This is a genomic window from Flavobacterium taihuense (genome assembly GCF_019351435.1).
Lineage (GTDB): Bacteria > Bacteroidota > Bacteroidia > Flavobacteriales > Flavobacteriaceae > Flavobacterium > Flavobacterium taihuense.
On the sequence record NZ_JAHWYN010000010.1, the window covers coordinates 17487 to 37118 of the forward strand.

General features: G+C 32.5%; 19 protein-coding genes and 3 tRNA genes. 17 read left to right on the forward strand and 5 right to left on the reverse strand.

What is annotated here, in order from left to right:
- The first annotated feature begins 11 nt into the window (after positions 1-11).
- The 4 genes from KZH69_RS12115 to KZH69_RS12130 all read left to right on the forward strand — a co-directional run bounded on the left by KZH69_RS12115 (position 12) and on the right by KZH69_RS12130 (position 2780).
- Complete coding sequence (locus KZH69_RS12115; RefSeq protein WP_219317742.1) at positions 12-326, forward strand: rhodanese-like domain-containing protein; 315 nt, start codon at positions 12-14, stop codon at positions 324-326.
- Between the two features lie 4 nt (positions 327-330).
- A complete protein-coding gene (locus KZH69_RS12120; protein ID WP_219317743.1) occupies positions 331-762 on the forward strand; it encodes an OsmC family protein in 432 nt (143 codons plus the stop codon).
- A gap of 145 nt (positions 763-907) precedes the next feature.
- A complete protein-coding gene (locus KZH69_RS12125; RefSeq protein ID WP_219317744.1) occupies positions 908-1762 on the forward strand; it encodes a transketolase in 855 nt (284 codons plus the stop codon).
- 64 nt (positions 1763-1826) lie between these two features.
- The gene (locus KZH69_RS12130; RefSeq protein WP_219317745.1) at positions 1827-2780 is read left to right on the forward strand and encodes a transketolase family protein; all 954 of its coding nucleotides are present in this window, start codon (positions 1827-1829) and stop codon (positions 2778-2780) included.
- Between the two features lie 196 nt (positions 2781-2976).
- Here KZH69_RS12130 and bamM read toward each other — a convergent pair whose 3' ends face one another.
- On the reverse strand, positions 2977-3984 hold the full coding sequence (gene bamM / locus KZH69_RS12135) for a BamM family beta-barrel-assembly machinery protein (RefSeq protein WP_219317746.1): 1008 nt from the start codon (positions 3982-3984) through the stop codon (positions 2977-2979).
- Positions 3985-4063: 79 nt separating this feature from the next.
- Here bamM and KZH69_RS12140 point away from each other — a divergent pair, with 79 nt between their 5' ends.
- Positions 4064-4453, forward strand: coding sequence for an RNA-binding S4 domain-containing protein (locus KZH69_RS12140; RefSeq protein WP_219317747.1), 390 nt, complete (start codon positions 4064-4066; stop codon positions 4451-4453).
- An 88-nt stretch (positions 4454-4541) separates the two neighbouring features.
- On the forward strand, positions 4542-5042 hold the full coding sequence (locus KZH69_RS12145; RefSeq protein WP_219317748.1) for a phosphoribosyltransferase family protein: 501 nt from the start codon (positions 4542-4544) through the stop codon (positions 5040-5042).
- Here the strand turns inward: KZH69_RS12145 and KZH69_RS12150 are convergent.
- Positions 5034-5552, reverse strand: coding sequence for a shikimate kinase (locus KZH69_RS12150; RefSeq protein WP_219317749.1), 519 nt, complete (start codon positions 5550-5552; stop codon positions 5034-5036). The genes KZH69_RS12145 and KZH69_RS12150 overlap by 9 nt on opposite strands.
- A 127-nt stretch (positions 5553-5679) precedes the next feature.
- On the opposite strand from KZH69_RS12150, the gene KZH69_RS12155 reads away from it, so the two are divergent.
- The 3 genes from KZH69_RS12155 to KZH69_RS12165 all read left to right on the forward strand — a co-directional run bounded on the left by KZH69_RS12155 (position 5680) and on the right by KZH69_RS12165 (position 5988).
- Positions 5680-5752, forward strand: a tRNA-Lys gene (locus tag KZH69_RS12155).
- 38 nt (positions 5753-5790) lie between these two features.
- A tRNA-Lys gene (locus KZH69_RS12160) sits at positions 5791-5863 on the forward strand.
- Between the two features lie 42 nt (positions 5864-5905).
- Positions 5906-5988 (forward strand) — tRNA-Leu (locus KZH69_RS12165).
- A gap of 255 nt (positions 5989-6243) precedes the next feature.
- Here KZH69_RS12165 and KZH69_RS12170 read toward each other — a convergent pair.
- Positions 6244-8214: a DUF6734 family protein gene (locus KZH69_RS12170; protein ID WP_219317750.1), complete on the reverse strand. Its 1971-nt coding sequence runs from the start codon at positions 8212-8214 to the stop codon at positions 6244-6246.
- 111 nt (positions 8215-8325) lie between these two features.
- Positions 8326-8658: a helix-turn-helix domain-containing protein gene (locus tag KZH69_RS12175; protein ID WP_219317751.1), complete on the reverse strand. Its 333-nt coding sequence runs from the start codon at positions 8656-8658 to the stop codon at positions 8326-8328.
- A 274-nt stretch (positions 8659-8932) separates the two neighbouring features.
- Between KZH69_RS12175 and KZH69_RS12180 the strand changes: the two genes are divergently transcribed.
- The 4 genes from KZH69_RS12180 to KZH69_RS12195 all read left to right on the forward strand — a co-directional run bounded on the left by KZH69_RS12180 (position 8933) and on the right by KZH69_RS12195 (position 13409).
- Positions 8933-9109: a hypothetical protein gene (locus KZH69_RS12180; RefSeq protein WP_219317752.1), complete on the forward strand. Its 177-nt coding sequence runs from the start codon at positions 8933-8935 to the stop codon at positions 9107-9109.
- A 354-nt stretch (positions 9110-9463) separates the two neighbouring features.
- On the forward strand, positions 9464-10360 hold the full coding sequence (locus KZH69_RS12185; protein ID WP_219317753.1) for a hypothetical protein: 897 nt from the start codon (positions 9464-9466) through the stop codon (positions 10358-10360).
- Between the two features lie 9 nt (positions 10361-10369).
- The gene (locus tag KZH69_RS12190; protein ID WP_219317754.1) at positions 10370-12262 is read left to right on the forward strand and encodes a prenyltransferase/squalene oxidase repeat-containing protein; all 1893 of its coding nucleotides are present in this window, start codon (positions 10370-10372) and stop codon (positions 12260-12262) included.
- A complete protein-coding gene (locus KZH69_RS12195; protein WP_219317755.1) occupies positions 12228-13409 on the forward strand; it encodes a zinc metalloprotease in 1182 nt (393 codons plus the stop codon). The genes KZH69_RS12190 and KZH69_RS12195 overlap by 35 nt, the downstream gene beginning before the upstream one ends.
- Before the next feature lie 374 nt (positions 13410-13783).
- Here the strand turns inward: KZH69_RS12195 and KZH69_RS12200 are convergent, their stop codons facing one another.
- Entirely contained in the window at positions 13784-14290 is a 507-nt protein-coding gene (locus KZH69_RS12200) for a hypothetical protein (protein WP_219317756.1), read from the reverse strand.
- Between the two features lie 1128 nt (positions 14291-15418).
- Between KZH69_RS12200 and KZH69_RS12205 the strand changes: the two genes are divergently transcribed.
- From KZH69_RS12205 to KZH69_RS12220, 4 genes are all read left to right on the forward strand, one after another.
- Positions 15419-15877, forward strand: a complete 459-nt coding sequence (locus tag KZH69_RS12205) for a (2Fe-2S)-binding protein (RefSeq protein WP_219317757.1) — start codon at positions 15419-15421, stop codon at positions 15875-15877.
- A gap of 2 nt (positions 15878-15879) precedes the next feature.
- Complete coding sequence (locus tag KZH69_RS12210; protein WP_219317758.1) at positions 15880-18060, forward strand: xanthine dehydrogenase family protein molybdopterin-binding subunit; 2181 nt, start codon at positions 15880-15882, stop codon at positions 18058-18060.
- Between the two features lie 134 nt (positions 18061-18194).
- On the forward strand, positions 18195-18956 hold the full coding sequence (xdhC, locus tag KZH69_RS12215) for a xanthine dehydrogenase accessory protein XdhC (RefSeq protein ID WP_219317759.1): 762 nt from the start codon (positions 18195-18197) through the stop codon (positions 18954-18956).
- Complete coding sequence (locus KZH69_RS12220; RefSeq protein WP_219317760.1) at positions 18946-19572, forward strand: nucleotidyltransferase family protein; 627 nt, start codon at positions 18946-18948, stop codon at positions 19570-19572. The genes xdhC and KZH69_RS12220 overlap by 11 nt, the downstream gene beginning before the upstream one ends.
- The last annotated feature ends 60 nt before the right edge of the window (positions 19573-19632 follow it).

Sequence of the window (19632 nt, forward strand, 5' to 3'; positions counted from 1 at the left end):
TAAAGCGCAAAATGATTAAGACACTTCAAAAATTATTCGGTTTCGGAACAACTGTAGACTATGCGGATCTTGTTAAAAAAGGGGCCATTATCCTTGACGTAAGAAGCAAAGGCGAATATGCTGGCGGACACATCAAAGGTTCCATAAACATTCCTGTAGATGTTTTAAAAAACAGTTTGACTCAATTGAAAGACAAAAATAAAACCATCATTACCTGCTGCGCATCAGGTATGCGAAGCGCATCGGCCAAAAGCATCCTGAAAACGCATGGATATACTGATGTCCATAATGGTGGAGGATGGAGCAGCCTTAAAAATAAAATCTAAAAAAATGGACGCACACTATTATAAAGTAGACTTAAATTGGACTTCAGACAGAAAAGGTGAAATTTCTTCACCCGAACTCACACAAACTATCGAAGTGGCTACGCCTCCACAGTTTCCAAAAGGAATAGAAGGAATTTGGTCACCCGAACATTTATTGACTGCAGCCGTAAACAGTTGCTTTATGACTACTTTTTTGGCAATTGCCGAAAACTCAAAACTAGAATTCACCCGTTTTGATTGTTCAGCAAAAGGTAAACTAGAGCAAATAGATGGTAAATTTTTAATGACCGAAGTTATCCTTGAACCAACATTAGTAATTACCAAAGAATCAGACAAAGATCGAGCCGAACGAGTTTTACAAAAATCGGAAGGTGCTTGTTTGGTTTCCAATTCCATAAAATCAAAAATCACTTTGATTCCAACCATACAATTTTAAATATCACTTGAAATCAGATTTACCGTAAAGCCTCTATTGAGGCTTTACTCATTTCTGTCTTTTTCTTTGTCAAGTAATCCAAAAATCATTTGACTTACAGCAAAATAAAAATTACTTTTGCAGCAGTTTAACTTTTACACACAAAATGAAGCCTAACACACAACAATTAAACGATTTAACTATCCAAGTAAGAAGAGATATTCTTCGAATGGTTCATGCTGTCAATTCAGGTCACCCAGGAGGTTCTCTAGGATGTGCAGAATTTCTTGTAACGCTATACCAAAACCTTATGGATCGCAAAGAAGGATTTGACATGGACGGAATGGGAGAAGATTTATTTTTTCTTTCAAACGGACACATTTCGCCGGTCTTTTACAGCGTTTTGGCAAGAAGCGGCTATTTTCCAGTTTCTGAATTAGCCACTTTCCGTTTAATCAACACTAGATTGCAAGGACATCCAACTACTCATGACAGTTTACCTGGAGTACGTATTGCTTCTGGATCATTGGGACAAGGATTATCAGTAGGAATTGGAGCTGCACAGGCCAAAAAGCTAAACGGTGACAACCATATCATTTACACACTTCACGGTGATGGTGAACTACAAGAAGGTCAAAACTGGGAAGCTATCATGTATGCTTCTGCTAAAAAAGTAGACAACATTATTGCTACTATTGACCTTAACGGAAAACAAATTGACGGTACTACTGACGAAGTTTTAAACATGGGAAGTATCCGTGCTAAATTTGAAGCTTTTGACTGGGATGTTCTTGAAATAAAAGAAGGAAACAACATTGAGGCTATCATTGCCGGAATGACAGATGCTAAATCAAGAACCGGAAAAGGAAAACCAGTTTGTGTATTATTGCACACTGAAATGGGTAATGGAGTAGATTTCATGATGTACAGTCATGCTTGGCATGGTAAAGCACCTAATGATGCTCAGCTAGAAAATGCTTTAGCTCAAAACTATAACAGAGGTGGCGAACTAGACTATTAATTAGTTTGCAGTATTCAGATTTCAGTATTCAGTAATGAATGCATTCAACTTTTTAAATTAAGAAATGAAAAAATATACAAATACAGGAAGTAAAGATACTCGTTCGGGTTTTGGAGCGGGAATGACTGAATTGGGTCAAAAGAATGAAAACGTTGTGGCACTTTGCGCGGATTTAATTGGATCATTAAAATTTGATGATTTCAAAAAAAATCATCCAGAGCGTTTTTTCCAAATTGGAATTGCCGAAGCCAACATGATCGGAATTGCAGCAGGATTAACTATTGGAGGAAAAATTCCTTTCACAGGAACTTTTGCTAACTTTTCTACTGGGAGAGTTTACGATCAGATTCGTCAATCGGTTGCTTACTCAGATAAAAATGTAAAAATTTGTGCTTCTCACGCGGGATTGACTCTTGGAGAAGATGGAGCAACACACCAAATCCTTGAAGATATTGGATTAATGAAAATGTTACCTGGAATGACTGTAATCAATACTTGTGATTACAATCAAACAAAAGCAGCTACATTAGCACTTGCTGATCATCATGGTCCAGCGTATTTGCGTTTTGGCCGTCCGGTTGTACCTAACTTTATGCCAGCTGACGAACCATTCGTAATTGGAAAAGCAATTCTTTTAAACGAAGGAACTGATGTAACTATTGTTGCTACAGGACATTTAGTTTGGGAAGCTCTTATTGCTGCTGAAGCTTTGGAAGCAAAAGGAATTTCTGCCGAAGTAATCAACATTCACACCATTAAACCACTAGACGAAGAAGCGATTCTAAAATCATTGGCCAAAACTAAATGTGTCGTTACTGCCGAAGAGCATAACGTACTTGGTGGTCTTGGAGAAAGTGTTTCTAGAGTATTAGCGTTAAACAATCCAGCTCCACAAGAATTTGTAGCGGTTAATGATAGCTTTGGAGAATCTGGAACACCAGAGCAATTAATGGAGAAATACAAATTGAACAATCAAGCGATTGTTGAAGCTGTAGAAAGAGTGATCAAAAGAAAGTAATCTTTCATTTCACGATATAAAAAATCCCATTCGCCTTGACGAATGGGATTTTTTTATGCATGTTATTTTTAACATGATTCCTTTATTCCTAAAATAATTATCAAAACAAAATCATAACTTCTTTTTCACTTCCGCTGAGTAAATATTTCAAACTATATCAAAAAAAACCCATTCGTTATGGAATGGGATTAATGCATTATTGATTCATTTTGATACAATTTTTATCCAAATGTCTTTTTAATCTAGCTGGATTAGTCTGATCACCTGAACAATCTGGGATTTTGTCAAATGCATAGTAATTGCCATCTTTATCTTTGATTTCTCCTCTTGTGGCGTAATTATCCCCATCATCATCAAAATCCAAAAAATTTGGAGTTCCATCTCCATCTGTATCATCGGTTAAAACTCCATTTACTGTAGTATTCACATACATGTCCCCACCTAAATCTTCTTGAAAAGAAGGAATACCATCACCATCGTGATCATATCTTTTTAAAGCATACAATTTTATACCATATACCAAAGGAGAATAAGCAGGTATATCATCTGTACCTTGATTATAATACCCCAATCCAGAAGGAATAAACAACACACCCGCACCAAAACCATTATTCTTTATCGTCCCATCAGAATCGGAAGAAAGCCAACCTGTTTTAAATTGCGGGAACCCTTCTGACCATCCTCTTACATAAACTGCTCCGCCTCCGTCATGCGCTGTACCGTCCAAATTAAACAATATTTGAGTATTATTAGAAGTCTGTACCGTAGTTCCGTCTAATAAAGATAATTTGTAACCTGCAAAAACACCATCTACATTACAAGGATACTCACCCCCCGAGGAGATAGTCCCCCCTTTTACACCTTCTCTAACTACTAAATAATACAACTTATAAGTAATACCGTGCAGACTAACATCTCTGCTGGTTAACCTTGGTAGTGTTGGACTATCTAAATAAGAATATATGGAAGCCTGCCCCGCATCAATTTTTGATATTGTTACATCCTGATCATCAGGAAAACCAGGATTATTTAATACTGTAAAATAATTTGTTTTTAAATAATCTTCTATTGCTGCAATATCTTTCGGATATTGTTCCGCAAAAGGTATAGGGGGAGTCACTTCTACATTATTATCATCTTTATTACAAGAACTTACTGTAATAGCTGCAATCAATAAAATAAAATAAAACTTAATTTTGCTCATTATTCGGTATTGTTTAAGTCGCAAATATACATTAATGATTTACTTTTGTAAAGTATTTAACTTCGATTTTAGAAAATTCATGAGAATAGATAAGTATTTATGGTGTATTCGGTATTACAAAACCAGAAACATGGTAACCGAAGCGTGCAAAAAAAATCACATTACCGTAAATGGTATGGTCGCCAAACCCTCGAAGGAAGTTTTTCCTACCGATAAAATCACTTTCAGAAAAGACCAAATCACACAAATCATTACCGTGCTTGACATTCCCGAAAATCGCGTGGGTGCCAAACTCGTTGATATCTATCGAAAAAACGAAACTCCAGCAGAAGCCTATGCGCACTTAGAATTATTAAAACTATCCAAAGAGCATTATCGAAAAAACGGAACCGGAAGACCCACCAAAAAAGATCGAAGAGATATTGATGAATTTGGAAACGAAATAAAAGAGGAAGATGAAATAGAGTAAGCCATTTATTTCAGATTTGGAACTCGATTTAATAATACAAAATTCGTCTAACTTTTTTATCTTTGAAAAAATAAAACAATAATACACCATGACCAAAAATATCATCCTTACCAATCAACAAATCGAACACACCACCAAAAGAATAGCTTACCAAATCTATGAAACTTTTGTGGAGGAAGAGGAAATTGTGATTGCAGGAATTACTACAAATGGTTTTATTTTTGCCCAAAAGATTGCTCAAGTATTGTCTACTATCTCACCAACCAAAATTTCACTTTGTGAGGTTAACATCAACAAGCAAAATCCAGAACTACCTATAACTACTTCCTTAACCAAAGAACAATACAGTAATAAAGGCCTAATTCTAGTTGATGACGTTTTGAGTTCTGGAACTACATTAATATATGCAGTAAGACATTTTCTTGATGTTCCTTTAAAAAAGTTTAAAACCGTTGTTCTTGTTGACAGAAATCACAAAAAATTCCCCATTAAAGCCGATTTTAAAGGAATATCACTTTCTACTTCTTTATTAGAGCATGTAGATGTTGTTTTTGACAACAATGGCGATAGTTATGCTAGTTTAAGCTAATAGATTTAAAATATCATTTACAGTTTCCTCGATTGATTTATCATCAACACTTACTTTGTATTTTGCATGATTATAATAAAAGCTTCTATCAAAAAGATGCTTGGCTATAAATTCTCTCATTTCCTCTTCGCTTTTATCTGCTATAAGCGGTCTTTTGCTCTTATTAGACACTAATCTATTAAATAAAGTATCAATGGATGCTTTTAAATAAATAGACGTCACACTATCTCCTTTTAACAATTCATGATTATTGGCATAACAAGGTGTTCCTCCACCCAAACCAATAATTATCTGTTCAGGAAGATTCAACAATTCGACAAAAAAGGTATGTTCTAATTTTCGAAAATAAATCTCCCCATGATTCTCAAAAATTTGATTTATGGTCAAATTTGTTTTTTTTTCGATGTATTCATCCAAATCAATATACGGAATTTGAATCATTCCCGAAAGCTTATTGGCAATTGTAGACTTCCCACAACCCATATATCCTAATAATATAATTTTTTTCATTTGAATAAGCCCTTACAAATTAAGGCGTTAAGATTATTTGTTTAAAAAAGACAAATTTATAATAAAATAGCTTGGAAACTTCAAAAAAAAGTCCTTATATTTGCACCCGCATTCAAGGAAAGAATATGACTCGATAGCTCAGTTGGTAGAGCACATCACTTTTAATGATGGGGTCCTGGGTTCGAGCCCCAGTCGGGTCACAATTTTAGTGATCAACACATAATTTCCTTGAATCAATGACTCGATAGCTCAGTTGGTAGAGCACATCACTTTTAATGATGGGGTCCTGGGTTCGAGCCCCAGTCGGGTCACAAAAGGTCGAGTAATTTATTACTTGACCTTTATTTTTTTAAGGCCACGTGGAGAAACGGTAGACTTGCCAGCTTGAGGGGCTGGTGCTCGCAAGGGCGTGTGGGTTCAAATCCCACCGTGGTCACAAAACAAGCCTATTTATAAGGCTTTACAATGTTTTTAGTCGACAATTAGACGACTATATTCCAATTTATTGATTTAAACCAAATTTTAGTGATTTAAAAGTGTTAATTTTATTTTTTCCCAAAACACAAATAAAATTATAAAAATCATTACAAAGGCATACAAATTCCTTTGCAATGATTTTTTCAACACCTTCTACAATTTTTTGGAAACCAAAAATTCACAAAACGACTACTTTAGACATATCAGTATTAAACTAAGCTAAAACTTCTTTTGGAGATAGTAAAATTAAAATGCCATCCCAAATATCTGAAAAATGATTTTTATGATACTCTTCTAACTCCTTTAATTCGGTATTGTAAATTGTAACATGTGTTTCTGTAATTTCAGTAATGATTACATGTAAATTAAGATAACCTCTTAGTTTTACTATGGCAATTGCTGGAACAGTTACGTTGTTCAAATTATCTAAATTACCACGAACTCCAAGAGCCTCGAAATTGTGACTTTTTAAAACTGTTATAATTTCTTGCAGAGTAATAGCCTTATTTGGTTTTTCAAATTGAAAAATAATTTCAGGGTCTTTTTTTTGTGTCTTATAACAATCAAAAATATATTCAAAACAACTAGAAATTTGTGTGTTTATATTAAATTGATTTTCTATGTATGCCTTTGAAGGTTCTTGAGTAATAAAGTCTGATTTGGAAAGATAAATAATGCCATAAGCATGCCATTGTTTTAAAATTAATAAAACGTTCTCTTGACTATTATTCTGTAGATTGTCAAGTTGTAAAAGTTCTTTGATTTTAGTCGGTTTAGATTTTATTTTTTCTAATAAATGTACTAGAGAATCATCTAGCCAGACATAATTGTTTGAAAAATAATGCATATCTAAATAGAACAGAACGCTAGTTTTATAAGGACTGATATTCTCAATTTCTTCTTTTTTTGTGGCGATTAGATTTTTACTCCAATTAAATTTCGTAGTTGCAATTTCATGGTATGGGCTTACGAAAATATAATTATCTTCAAAACCTTCTTGATCAAAAAGATTAATTCCTTTATTGTATGAATTAAATGGAGTCACTTCTATCTCGCTTTTTAAAAACGATTTCATATTAAAATTAGCTAATTGTCTTTCTAAATTCGCAATATCTTGCAATTTACAATTAGCTAAAAATTCATCGCTGTCCATTTCTATGTTATATAATTTACAAAGGAATTTCGTATACTTATACTCATCAGCCGTGTTTACTATTTGAGGCAAAACTGTCTTTTGAGATTTTTTTTGCATTTGTATTTGGCGCTTCATGTAATCACTCAGAATCCCTTTTTCTTTATAAATTGAAATGATCTTTTCCCAGTACTCAGGATATTCCTTTTTTAGAATAAAACCAACAAAATCATTGTGTTGTTTACTTCTTTTGTAATTTCCTAAAACATGCATATATTTTTTTTCATTAGGAATTTTTTCAATTTCAACAAATTGACTAAATGAACCAATTTCAGAGTCTACTTTCTTTTCATCTTGTAACATAACTTGAATATTCATCTTATTACTCAACTTATAAAATAAATATTGCTCTGGAATTATATGAATGTGCTTGTTAGTTTCTAAATTAGTTTCTATTAATGAAGCTAATTGTTTTTTGTTTCTTTCATAGAACTCAAATGCTAAACTAGTATATTTTTTAAAGAAAGAAATGTCATTACCGCCAATAATACCTGCATTATATGCTCTAATTTGTAAGTCATCAAACTCTAACCAATTTGGCATAAAGGGCAGTTTTTTTTTAATAATTTTTAAACAATGTTTATATACACTTAAGTTTTCCTCTATGTTCTGAGCAATTAATGGCGATTGCACCAATTTATCATTAAATGGTTCCCAGATAAAAATATCCCCGTCTACATGTAAGAAAGGTTCTTTTTGTATACTGTAAGTGTGAATTTTGCTATAAGCCCACATTGAAGGCAAAAGGTTATCAATAAATTCGGTTTCTAAAGAAAGATGCACTTTGGTGTAGGGAAGACCTAATAAATCGATTAAAATTTCTTTTCCAGCTTGGTTGGTATGTAATTCTACTTCTGGATAGAATTTACAAAGCTGTAAGCATGAAAAAGCCCAACTCATAAGGTTAATTTCTGGACAAACAAATCCCCCTGTATTTAGTAATGAATTATCTAGTTTGTTTGGTAACCAAAAAGTTTGTATTATTTTTTCCATTATTTTTTTATTAGAATATTGTGTTTTTATATATTGTTTAAAGAAGTTGCTAAAAATAAAACCGTCATAGCATAATTTTTTTTCAATAAATTTTAGATATATTATTTGTGCTTATAAGCACGACTTTTTTTTTTGTTTTTTTAATTTTTGAATATCCTCCTCTAATTTAGAAGTGTATTTAAGCATAATGTTGAATAAATTTAAGGGCAAGGTTATCTGTGGTTCATTATGTGTGGTTTGAAAAGTATTTACTTCATTAAGTACAGTAGTGAGTTTAATATCATCTTTTATTTTTTCAATACTTGTATTTAAGGCTTTGGCAAATCTCTCCCACTCTTCATTTGTAATTGGTGAGATTCCTCTCTCTTTCCTTGAATAAGTAGTTTGTTCCATTGCAATTTTAGCAGACATTTCACTTTGTGTGAAATTTCTATACTTTCTCATTTCTATTAATTTTTGCATTTTCATAAGTAAAAATCTTATATTAAAAAATAAATATAGTAAATAATCTTGTGTGTTTGTATTTAAGCAACCATAAATCTAAGATAAATCCTAAAATTAGCCTAAAAACATTATCGATTAATAAATTCTTTATATAGTTTTGTTAATGAATTATTTTGCATAATTGTTTTTATAACTAGCGTACGAGGAAGTATGAAAACTTAATTGTAATTTTTTTTCAAAAATTAATTAAATAAAACTTAAAAATTAAATTATTATGAAGTTAACTGAAGGATTTCAATTATTGGAGGAAGACCAATTATTACAAGAGTTTCATGTAGAAGAATTAGAAAAAAGGTATGAATTTGGATGGGGGACTGTTTCAGGGGGTGCCACTTATAACTCACAAACTGGCGCTACTACAATATCTATAGGATATTCTATCTCTTTTTAACAGAAGTTTTTGTCGGAGCTATAATTATTTTATAATAGTAGCTCCGATTTTTTGCAGTGTTGTTTCTAATAAATAAATATTATGTATACTATTTCGCTAACTATTTTATTTAGTCTTGTTTTTAGTTTTGCTAGTAGTTCTCAGTCTTTAAAAGTAGCTAAAATAATTGTTGACAAATCAAACAAGCAACCTTTGGAGTACGTAAATATCTACAATGAAAAAGATAATTCAGTGTCGAATACTGACGGCTTGTTTATATTCGTTTCAGACAAAAAAGAAATCAATTTCAATTTACTAGGGTACATTCCTATAGAAACCACTTTTGAAAGAATCGAAAAGCAGGACACTATTTTTATGCAACCAAAAATTTTTGAGTTAAAAGATGTTGTTGTGACTAATGTAGACCCCTTTATAAAAAAAGCACTTGATAAATGGGCTGGTAATTTAATTTCAAATTATACATCAAATTTCTTTTTAAGAAATGTGCTCAGAAGCGATAGTACTATTGTTAAGTTACAGGATATTTATGGTAAAAAAAATAAAAATTACGCTCAAAAAGAGAATACGAAAATCGAAATTTTAAACATGAGAAAAATCAGTCTTTTTGAAAAAAAGAATCGTGTTGATTTCTCCTTCCCAGATTTTAACGAGTTTTTTAGTCCCCCATTTTTTATCATTGATAAATGCACTTTTAAGGATGAAGATTATAAAGATGCAGATTATAGAAAAATTTTATTTGAGTCTAAAGAGAAAGATAGTTGGGGACAAATTGTTAAAGGTTACTTTATTATTAATCGCAATGATTATGCAATAATTGAATACTACATTACGATGTGTGATAATCCAGAGGCCGTACCTTATAAAAAAATATTGCTTTCAGGAACATTACACAGAACAATAAAATATAATAGACTTATCCATTTTACAAAAAGTGTCGCTTTAAACAAGTATTATTTGAGTAATTCGAAACTTGATCTTGAAGTGGAAGTGCTGGCCGATAAAAGAATAGAAAAGACATTTTATTACAACCTTGCGATGTATTATTTTGTTACAAACGAACCAACAAACGAAATTATAAAGTCAAATTTCGCTGTTGACAAAGATATATTTAAAGTCAAATTTCCCTTCTCAGAAAAATTTTGGAACAATCAAAATCAACTACCTCTAACCAATGAATTGCAAGATTTTTTGAAGAAAGTTTCTGAAAATAGGGACAAGAAAAAAGAATATGAAATAATTGGAAATTTCTAAAAAAATGAAATGAAACAAAAAATTATTGATTATATCCAGAATCTACCAATTCCTGATAATTTTAAATTAGATATTTTAGACGAATATTTTTCGAACAACAACCCTATTTATTACCAAAATTATCCCTGTCTTTTTGCAAGTGTTTATTTTACCGAATCAAAAACACTTGAACTATTAAATATTGCAGGTTATCTGTATTATCATGCTACCTTAATTATGGATGCCATGATAGATGAAAAAGACACTTCTAAATTTCCAATTTTAGCCATTTGTCAGGAAGAAAGCGTCAAGATATTAACAAGTGTTTTTGGTTTAGAAAGTGATTTTTGGCTACTTTGGAATTCTCGTAGAAACGAATATTTGGAAGCTATATATTTAGAAAAAAACTTATTTAAAAAAGACTTTGTTTCTATTGAAGAATATGAAACATTAGCAGATAAGAAGGCTGCTTTTGGTAAGGTAGCAATAGATTGCTTGTATAGTTTGGACAGTAAAGACAAGAATTTATATAAACAGTTGTTACTCTCCCATAAGTATTTTTCCGTTGCTTTTCAACTAAATGATGATATACAGGATTTCAAAGAAGATTTAAAGAGTAGACAATTTAATTGGGCTGTTTATTTACTAGAGAGACAAGATATAAAAACTGGGGAACCAGAAATTTTAGAAAAATATCTATATATAAAAGGCGTTTCCAAAGAAATTTATTTGTTAGGAATATCTTATTGTGATAAAGCTTTACATGTTGTTGGTACTATAAATACTGCTGACTGGAAAAAAGTTATCCAAGACACAAAAAAAAGATTTATCATTGCAATTAGTGAATTAGATAATTATTTAGAAGTTTTAATAACTGAGATTAGTTTGTCAAAACTAAAAGAGACAAATAATAATATTCAAAGTAGTATTTCTAAAGCAATACTATTTTTAAAAAATACGCAAAATGAAGATGGAAGCTGGCGTGAGTACATTAATCAAGGAGGAATAAGTAGTACTTGGGCAACGGCATTTATAACGTCTAAAATTTCTGAAAATGATTTACTAAAGAATTTGTTAGAAAATGAAATCGCAAAAGCAATAGATTTTTTAGAAACCAATCCGATTACTAATATCTGGAGTTATAACACCACTTGGATTGAAGATGCAGATTCTACAAATTTTGTAATGCTTTCTTTCTGCTTAAACCAGAAATTAATAAACTCGCAAGTTGTTAAAGAGTGGTTAAAATTTCAAGGGTTTCAAAAAGGGTTTTCTACCTATAACAATGGAGATAAACTACTAAAAGCATTAGACGATAAAAACATTAATGATGTTAGTGGATGGTTAGGCACTCATCATTGTGTAAGTGCTGTAAGTTTTTATTTTTTAGTGACATATTATAAAAATGAGGCTGATTATATAAAGATTAAAGATTATTTCGAAACTGATTTTGGAAATAAATTAAATTCATATTGGTGGACAAGTGAGATTTACACGTTATATTATTTAGCCAAAACATATAATGCACTTGCAGATGAAAAAAAGATGAATTTTCTAATCAATCAAATTAAAGAAAAACAAAATAAAAATGGGAGTTTTAGTGATAAATATGGAGAAAATCTTTTTTATACTGGACTGGCATTAGAAATTTTACTTTTGAAAGCCGAATTGTTTACTTTAGAAATAGAAAACTCAGTTGAATACATATTGAAAAATCAATATGAAGATGGTTCGTGGGATAACTCCCATGCTTTGCAGGTTCCTAACTCCAGTATTTTAGAACCTGAAGGGAGTCATTATGAAGTTGCATCTTTTGGAATGGATGTGCGAGCAAAAGAATTTAGCAGATTATTCACTACATCTACAATTTTACAAGCATTGTCAAGTTATGAGCACAAATATAGTACCCCAACTTTCGGATAAAATTAGTTTCCATTCAATCAATAAGGAAGAATATTTTATTCATCAAATTGAATTTGATCATCGAGTAAAAATTTCAAAAAAATTACATGATTTTTTGCAGTTAATAGACGGCAAAAAAAAACTCGACACTCTTGTAGGAATTTACAATGATAAACACAACGAGCAATTAACAATTTCTTTTGCCAATGATTTTTTATATAATAAATTGGCTAAATATGGCATTGTTCAATGTGTTGATGTCCAGATAAGACCAAACGAAAAACCAAATTATTTGAAATTTAGCTTTGTTGTTATTAATGAAAAGATAGTATCTAAATTTACGAAATATTTGAAATTTCTATTTTTACCTAAAGTAATGAAAAGTATTTTGGTAATAGCAATAGTCATTTTAACGATTTGTTTTTATATATTTTACAGTCAGATTTTTTATGCTAATATCGCAAAAACACAATGGTTATTGTTCTTTTTTTTGGGCTTTATTGGTGTAACTTTTCATGAATTTGGACACGCTTCAGCAGCACATTACTTTGGAGCAAAACACGGAGGAATTGGTGGAGGCTTTTACCTCTTTAGACCTGTTTATTATGCAGATGTAACAGATATATGGAAACTTCGAAAAGGAGAAAGAATAATTGTAAACCTGGCAGGAATGTATTTTGAATTGGTTTATACCATATTCCTTGTTTCTATAGGAATATTGTTTAATTGTCAGTTGTTAATTGTTTTGCCGTGTATTTATTCTATTGGGATTTTATTTAATTTGAATCCATTAGTAAGAAGTGATGGCTATTGGGTTTTATCAGATGCATTGGAAAAACCTAACCTAATGGATCATGGAGCTAAGCGAATAAAACAAATTTTTAAATCAAAAAAGAATTGGAAAATAATTGACTATTTTCTTTTGCTTTATGGTTCCGTTAGTTATGTTTTTATGATTTTATTTATATATTATATAGTTATCAAAAATCCTGATTCGGTTATCTACTTTCCTCAAAATGTTCTTCATTTTGTTGAAAATATTTTCATTAATAATTCTAATTATTCACTAGCTGAATTCGGCAAGTTATTAATGCCTTTTTTCTTTTATTATATGGTATTTGGATGGCTAAAAGCTCTTGTGAAGAAAACTTTATTCCCAAAAAAATAATTTGTTTTTTGCAAAGCCTTTGCAAAGCCTTTGCGAAATCATCCCCATCATTCAATATTATTTACTTTCAATCTATAAATTATCATTTAATAGTTTCAGTAAGAACCGTTGCAACTGCATTGCAATAATCATTGCAATGCAGTTGCAAAAGTTTTGCAAAACGCCTGTAATTGTCTCGTCCTGAAAAAAGTTTACACTTGTTAATACTAATCCTGTAATGAGTTTACAGGTCTTTTACTTCTCGCAATTTCCGTTGCAACGGTGTTGCAACGGCGTTGCAACGAAACCCTAAATTTGTACTTTTTCTGTGTCAAACATATTTAAAACCATGTTTCGCATCGTTGCAACGGTGGTGCTTGACATCATTTAAACTTTCAGGTATCAAAATCAAACTCGGGTAGGTTTAAAAATTGTTTTGGTTTTTTAGATAAAATCAACTCTTTTTTAGTTTCATTAACATTGTGAAATCTTAGATATTCATCAAAAAACACGTTTCCTTTATTGTGCGCTTGCTCAATGGATATTTGATTGAAAATACTATTGCTCAAATCCGTGTCGAAAACATCTGTATTTCCGAGGTAATTCAATTCTATTTTTTTGACTTGTGTAATAAATCGGGAATCAAATTCGGTTGCTCCCTCTTGGTAATGCGAAACATTCTTTTTTTCTATCATTGCCAATAACTCGATTTTTAATTTGTTTTGAATTTCAATGTTTGTATCTATACCTAAATCGTGATTTTGTCCCGCTACATTGCAAAGAATCAAAAATAATTGTTGTGCAATTGGTCGGTTGTTTATAAGTTGGTTGTATGCTTTTAATTCCCGTTCGTATTTTATAATTGTACGTTGTATAACTGCATTTTGAATTTTAATATCCAACGTAAACAAGTTAAGAGTGAACCTCTTTATAATAGTAGTATAAAGAGGTTCACTCTTAACTTGTTTACGTGGTTTTCGTTCTAATCCTGTACACAACAAATTAAATGTTCTTACTATCGCAAATACCAATAAATTATTTCGTTTATGTCCTCTTGTTGGTCACAAAAACTAAAAAAGAGTATTAGATAAGTAAGGTTAGCACCTTTTTTTCTAATGCTCTTTTTTATTTTAGAAGCAAAAAAATATCAAATTCGTAATATCATTGCTGTTTTTTTTACTATCTTTCTTACTCTAAGACAATATTTTACGAATACAATCGATAACATACTTAATTTAAGTGTTTTAACAATCCATTTCTACCATAAATAACATAGCCTATGAAAAAAACTTTAAACTCTTTAAAGAATAATTTGCCTCTGTTTTTTAGTCTTGCATTCATATTTTCATCTATAATAAATACCTATTCTCAAACTGTTCAATATGACTCCATAAACAAGCAAAAATTCGTACTCATTGACGTCCACAAGACCTACGAACGTATTGCCAACAAAGGCTATGAATCGCTTGAAATTTATGAATTTCTAGGAAATTATTATTACGAAAATAATAATCTTAAGAAGTCAAAACTATATTTTGACAAGCTATTTGGAAAATATAGTATATCTCAAATTTCATCTAAAAGCATAGAGCGTTATAAATTGATTAGAAAGTAGCATCTATTGTAAGCACTAGATGCATTAGACCCAAACAAGATATGACAACTATATTCAAACTATACAGTTAGCCTGCTTGGTGAAATTCGGTGTAAATGTTTTTAACCACATAAAAACATAGATTTTACAAACATTAAAAAGACGTTTGCCTATGTTCGATAAAACCACAGCTATATAAACCCGAAAAAATGGGCTAAATAGTTGTTTTTTCCTATTGTTTCTATGTGGTTATTTTTTTGTTTTGTTAAACTTAAATTACAATTAATTGTACTCAACGGGTTATAGTTACGATTCTTATTTACCTTAGTAAAATACAAAAATAAACACTTCCTCGAATTTCTTTCAAAAAAAATTAAATGTAAATTTTAAAAAAAGTCATAACTTTCAACTTCTTAATTTCAAAATTGAAATACAAATGACGACACTACTCATAAACAAGAAGAAATACAGCATCGATGTTGATCCAGAAATGCCTCTGCTTTGGGCTATCAGGGACAGTATTGGCCTTACGGGCACCAAATTTGGATGTGGTATAGGGGCGTGTGGTGCATGCAAAGTTTTGGTTGACAATGTCGCTACTTATTCGTGTTTGACTCCTGTCTCGACGGTTATTGGCAAAAACATTACAACTATTGAAGGAACTTCAGAAAATTTACAATTATTGCAAAAATCATGGGAAGAATTCAATGTTCCTCAATGTGGTTATTGTCAGCCAGGCCAATTAATAACGGCTACTTCCCTACTCAATTCCAATAAAAATCCTTCAGACACCGATATTGACGATGCCATGAGTGGAAATATTTGCCGTTGTGGCACGTACCAACGCATCAAAAGCGCCATTCAACATACTGTAGAACTTAAAAAACATCGCTAATCATGAGTGAGATTCAAAACATAAGCCGCAGGTCTTTCATCAAGAACATAGGATTAGCGTCTGGCGGATTGATCCTAGCCTGTAATTACACTTTATTTTCCAAAGATATCGCCTCGGGAATTGCAACCGAATTCAATCCCAACCTGTTTGTACAATTAAATCCCGATGGAAGTCTTATTATAATTTGTTCCCGATCTGAAATGGGTAACGGGGTAAGAACATCCCTAACCTCTATCGTTGCCGATGAAATGGAAGCCAACTGGAATAGAGTCTCAGTTAAACAAGCCACAGGAGATGCCAAATACGGAGATCAAAACACCGACGGCTCCAGAAGTGTAACCGATTTTTATGAAACCATGCGAACAATGGGTGCCATGGCTCGAATGATGTTGATCACCGCTGCCGCAAAAAAATGGCAAGTTCCTGAAAATGAATGTACCGCTCAAAACCACTTTATCATTCATTCCAGTGGCAAAAAAATAGGCTATGGAGAATTAGTTGATGTTGTAACAACACTGCCTGTTCCAACAAATATCACTTATAAAAACCCAAAAGATTTCAAATACATAGGTAAATATCTAAAAAGCATCGACGTAAAAGATTTCGCAAACGGAAGTGCCGTTTTTGGAATTGACAAACGCTTACCCAACATGAAAGTTGTTGCTATTGCCCGATGTCCGGTTACTTTTGGCACTGTTAAATCGTTCGACAAAACGGCAGCTCTGAAAATTAAAGGTGTTGAAGATGTAATTGAAATTCCAAGAATCGAAAAACCATTTGGCCCTTTAGGAGGTGTTGCCGTGATTGCTTCCAATACTTGGGCAGCTTTTAAAGGAAGAGAAGCTCTGGAAATCAAATGGAATTGTGGCAAAAATGAAGGCTATGATTCGGAAAAATACATGATCGAATTAACAGAAAGAGTTCATAAAGCAGGGAAAGTTGAAAAAGAAACTGGCGATGTCAATAAAGCTTTTGGCGAAGCTGCAAAAGTTATCGAAAGCACCTTTCAATTACCGCATTTAGCACATGCTCCAATGGAAGTTCCTAATGCTGTTGCTTGGGTTCAAGGTGACCGCTGTGAAGTCTGGGCTCCAACACAATCACCGCAAAGTGCACAAGAAGAAGTTGTCGCCTACCTAGGCACTACCCCTGATAAAGTTACTATAAATGTTACTTTTTTAGGAGGAGGTTTTGGCCGAAAATCAAAACCCGATTATATTGTAGAGGCTGCGATGGTTTCAAAAGCCATTAAAGCTCCTGTGCAGGTAGTCTGGTCACGCGAAGATGATATCAAACATGGCTATTATCATACTGTTAGCGCACAATACATGAAAGCATCTCTGGATGCTCAAGGTAATGTTACGGGCTGGCTTCACCGCTCTGCTTTTCCTTCTATCATGTCGACTTTTAAACCCGGAACCGATTACCCGGCTGGATGGGAAGCCTCTAGCGCCGCTGTACCTTTTGATATAAAAAATTTCAAAATCGAATCCGGACAGGCTCCTGCCATGGTACGAATTGGCTGGATGCGGTCAGTAATTAATATTCTTCACGGTTTTTCTACGAATGTATTTGCCGATGAATTGGCTCATGCTGCTAAACAAGATCCATTGGAATTCCGACTCAAATTAATCGGAAGTGACCGCATAGAAGACACCAAAGATCCCATAAAATACAACACTGCGCGTCTAAAAAACGTTTTAAAACTGGCAGCAAAAAACGCAAATTATAATAAGCCATTGCCAAAAGGACACGCTTACGGTCTGGCTGTTCATTATAGCTTTTATTCCTACGTAGCTTCAGTTGTTGAAGTATCGATGATTGATGACAAAGTAAAAGTTCACAATGTATATACCGTTATTGATTGCGGTACGGCTGTCAATAAAAACACGATAACAGCACAGCTGGAAGGCGCTGCAGTCTTTGGAATGTCATTAGCTTATTATGGAAAAATAACCGCTAAGGATGGCGCCATTGAACAAAACAGTTATAGTGACTATCGAATGATCCGCATGAATGAAACTCCAAAGGTACACGTAGAAATTGTTGAAAGCACTGAAAAACCAACAGGCGTTGGAGAACCCGGCGTTCCTGTAATTGCTCCTGCCATCATCAATGCGGTATTTAAACTGACAGGAAAACGATATTACAATTTACCTCTAAGCGATTATGATCTTGTATAAATCATTTTTTGGGCGTTACCACAAGGGTCGGGCTTTTCGTTACAATCTTTTTTGAGGCAAAAAAAGCCTCAAAAAAGGATTTTCTCTTCAATCCCTAACGCAAAAAACAAAAAATTAAAACGAATATTATTTTAATGAACAACTGGATTGAACTATTACAGGAATTTAAAAGTAAAAAAAAGCCTGTAGCACTAGTTACCATTACTAAAATTCTAGGCTCTGCTCCATGCAAAGTAGGATCTAAAATGATTGTTACGCCGCAAAAAGAAATATTTGGAACTATTGGCGGAGGCAAATTAGAATTTCAGGTAATCGATGAAGCCGTTCGGTCAATTCAGGAAAATAAAATTTTAGAATGCACTTATACTTTAGGTCCCGAATTTGAACAATGCTGTGGCGGAAAAGTAGAATTAATTATTGAATCCATGAATCAATCCCCTGAATTATACATCTTTGGAGCTGGGCATATCGGCGTTGCTATTTGTCAAGTTCTGAAAGATACCCCTTTTGCAATTACGCTTTTAGATACCAGAGAAAACTGGAAAGAAGCTATTGAAATTGACCCAATAGTTAATTACAGTTCCGTTCCGTTTGATCTTTATAAACAGACTGTAAACTGGGGAGCAAATTGTTATGTTGTTATTTTGACTCACGATCACAAACTCGATTTTGAAATTACAGCTCTAGCATTGCATCAGCAGACTAAATATATTGGACTGATAGGCAGTAAAACCAAAAAGAACAAATTCAACAACTTACTGATAAACGAATTAGACTTTAAAGCGGGAATCTCGCCAGTGCATTGCCCGATGGGACTGGATTTAGGCGGTAATTCGCCCAAAGAAATTGCCATAAGCATCGCCTCTGAATTACTGAAAGCTTATTATGAAAAATGATACTGTATTTGTGTTATTGGCTGGAGGTAAATCCGAAAGAATGGGAATTGCAAAAGGTTTATTAGAATATCAAAACACCTATTGGATTTTGGAACAAATAAATCGCATCTCAACTACAACTGTAACCGAAGTTTATATTGGATTAGGGCATCATTTTCAAGAATACTTAAACAAAATACCTTTGTTAAAGCAAGCAGAATCAGAGTTTGTCATTTACAAAAAAATCATGATTCGAGTAATTATCAATAAAAATCCGGAACTTGGATCCTTCACAACACTTCAAACCGTTTTACAGCAAATCCAAAAAAACAAATCAGTATTGATAACCCCCATTGACATTCCGATATTAAATACTACCGAATTACAAACTATTATAGAAACTAAAAACCAAGTTGTACTTCCGAATTTTGAAGGTAAAAATGGTCATCCAATAAAACTGCATGCTGACTTTTGGAATCCATTACTTTTGCTAAGTCCAGCAGACGAAAACAGCAGATTGGATTTAGAAATCAAAAAAATGAATCCTTCAAAAATCACTCAAATTGCAGTAACTGATTCTGCTATCGTAAAAAACTTAAATACCCCAAACGATTGGATTGAGTTTTCAAAATCATAAAAAAAAAGCGTCTCGAAAAAACTTTCGAAACGCTTTTATAACTTAAATTCGTTTATGATT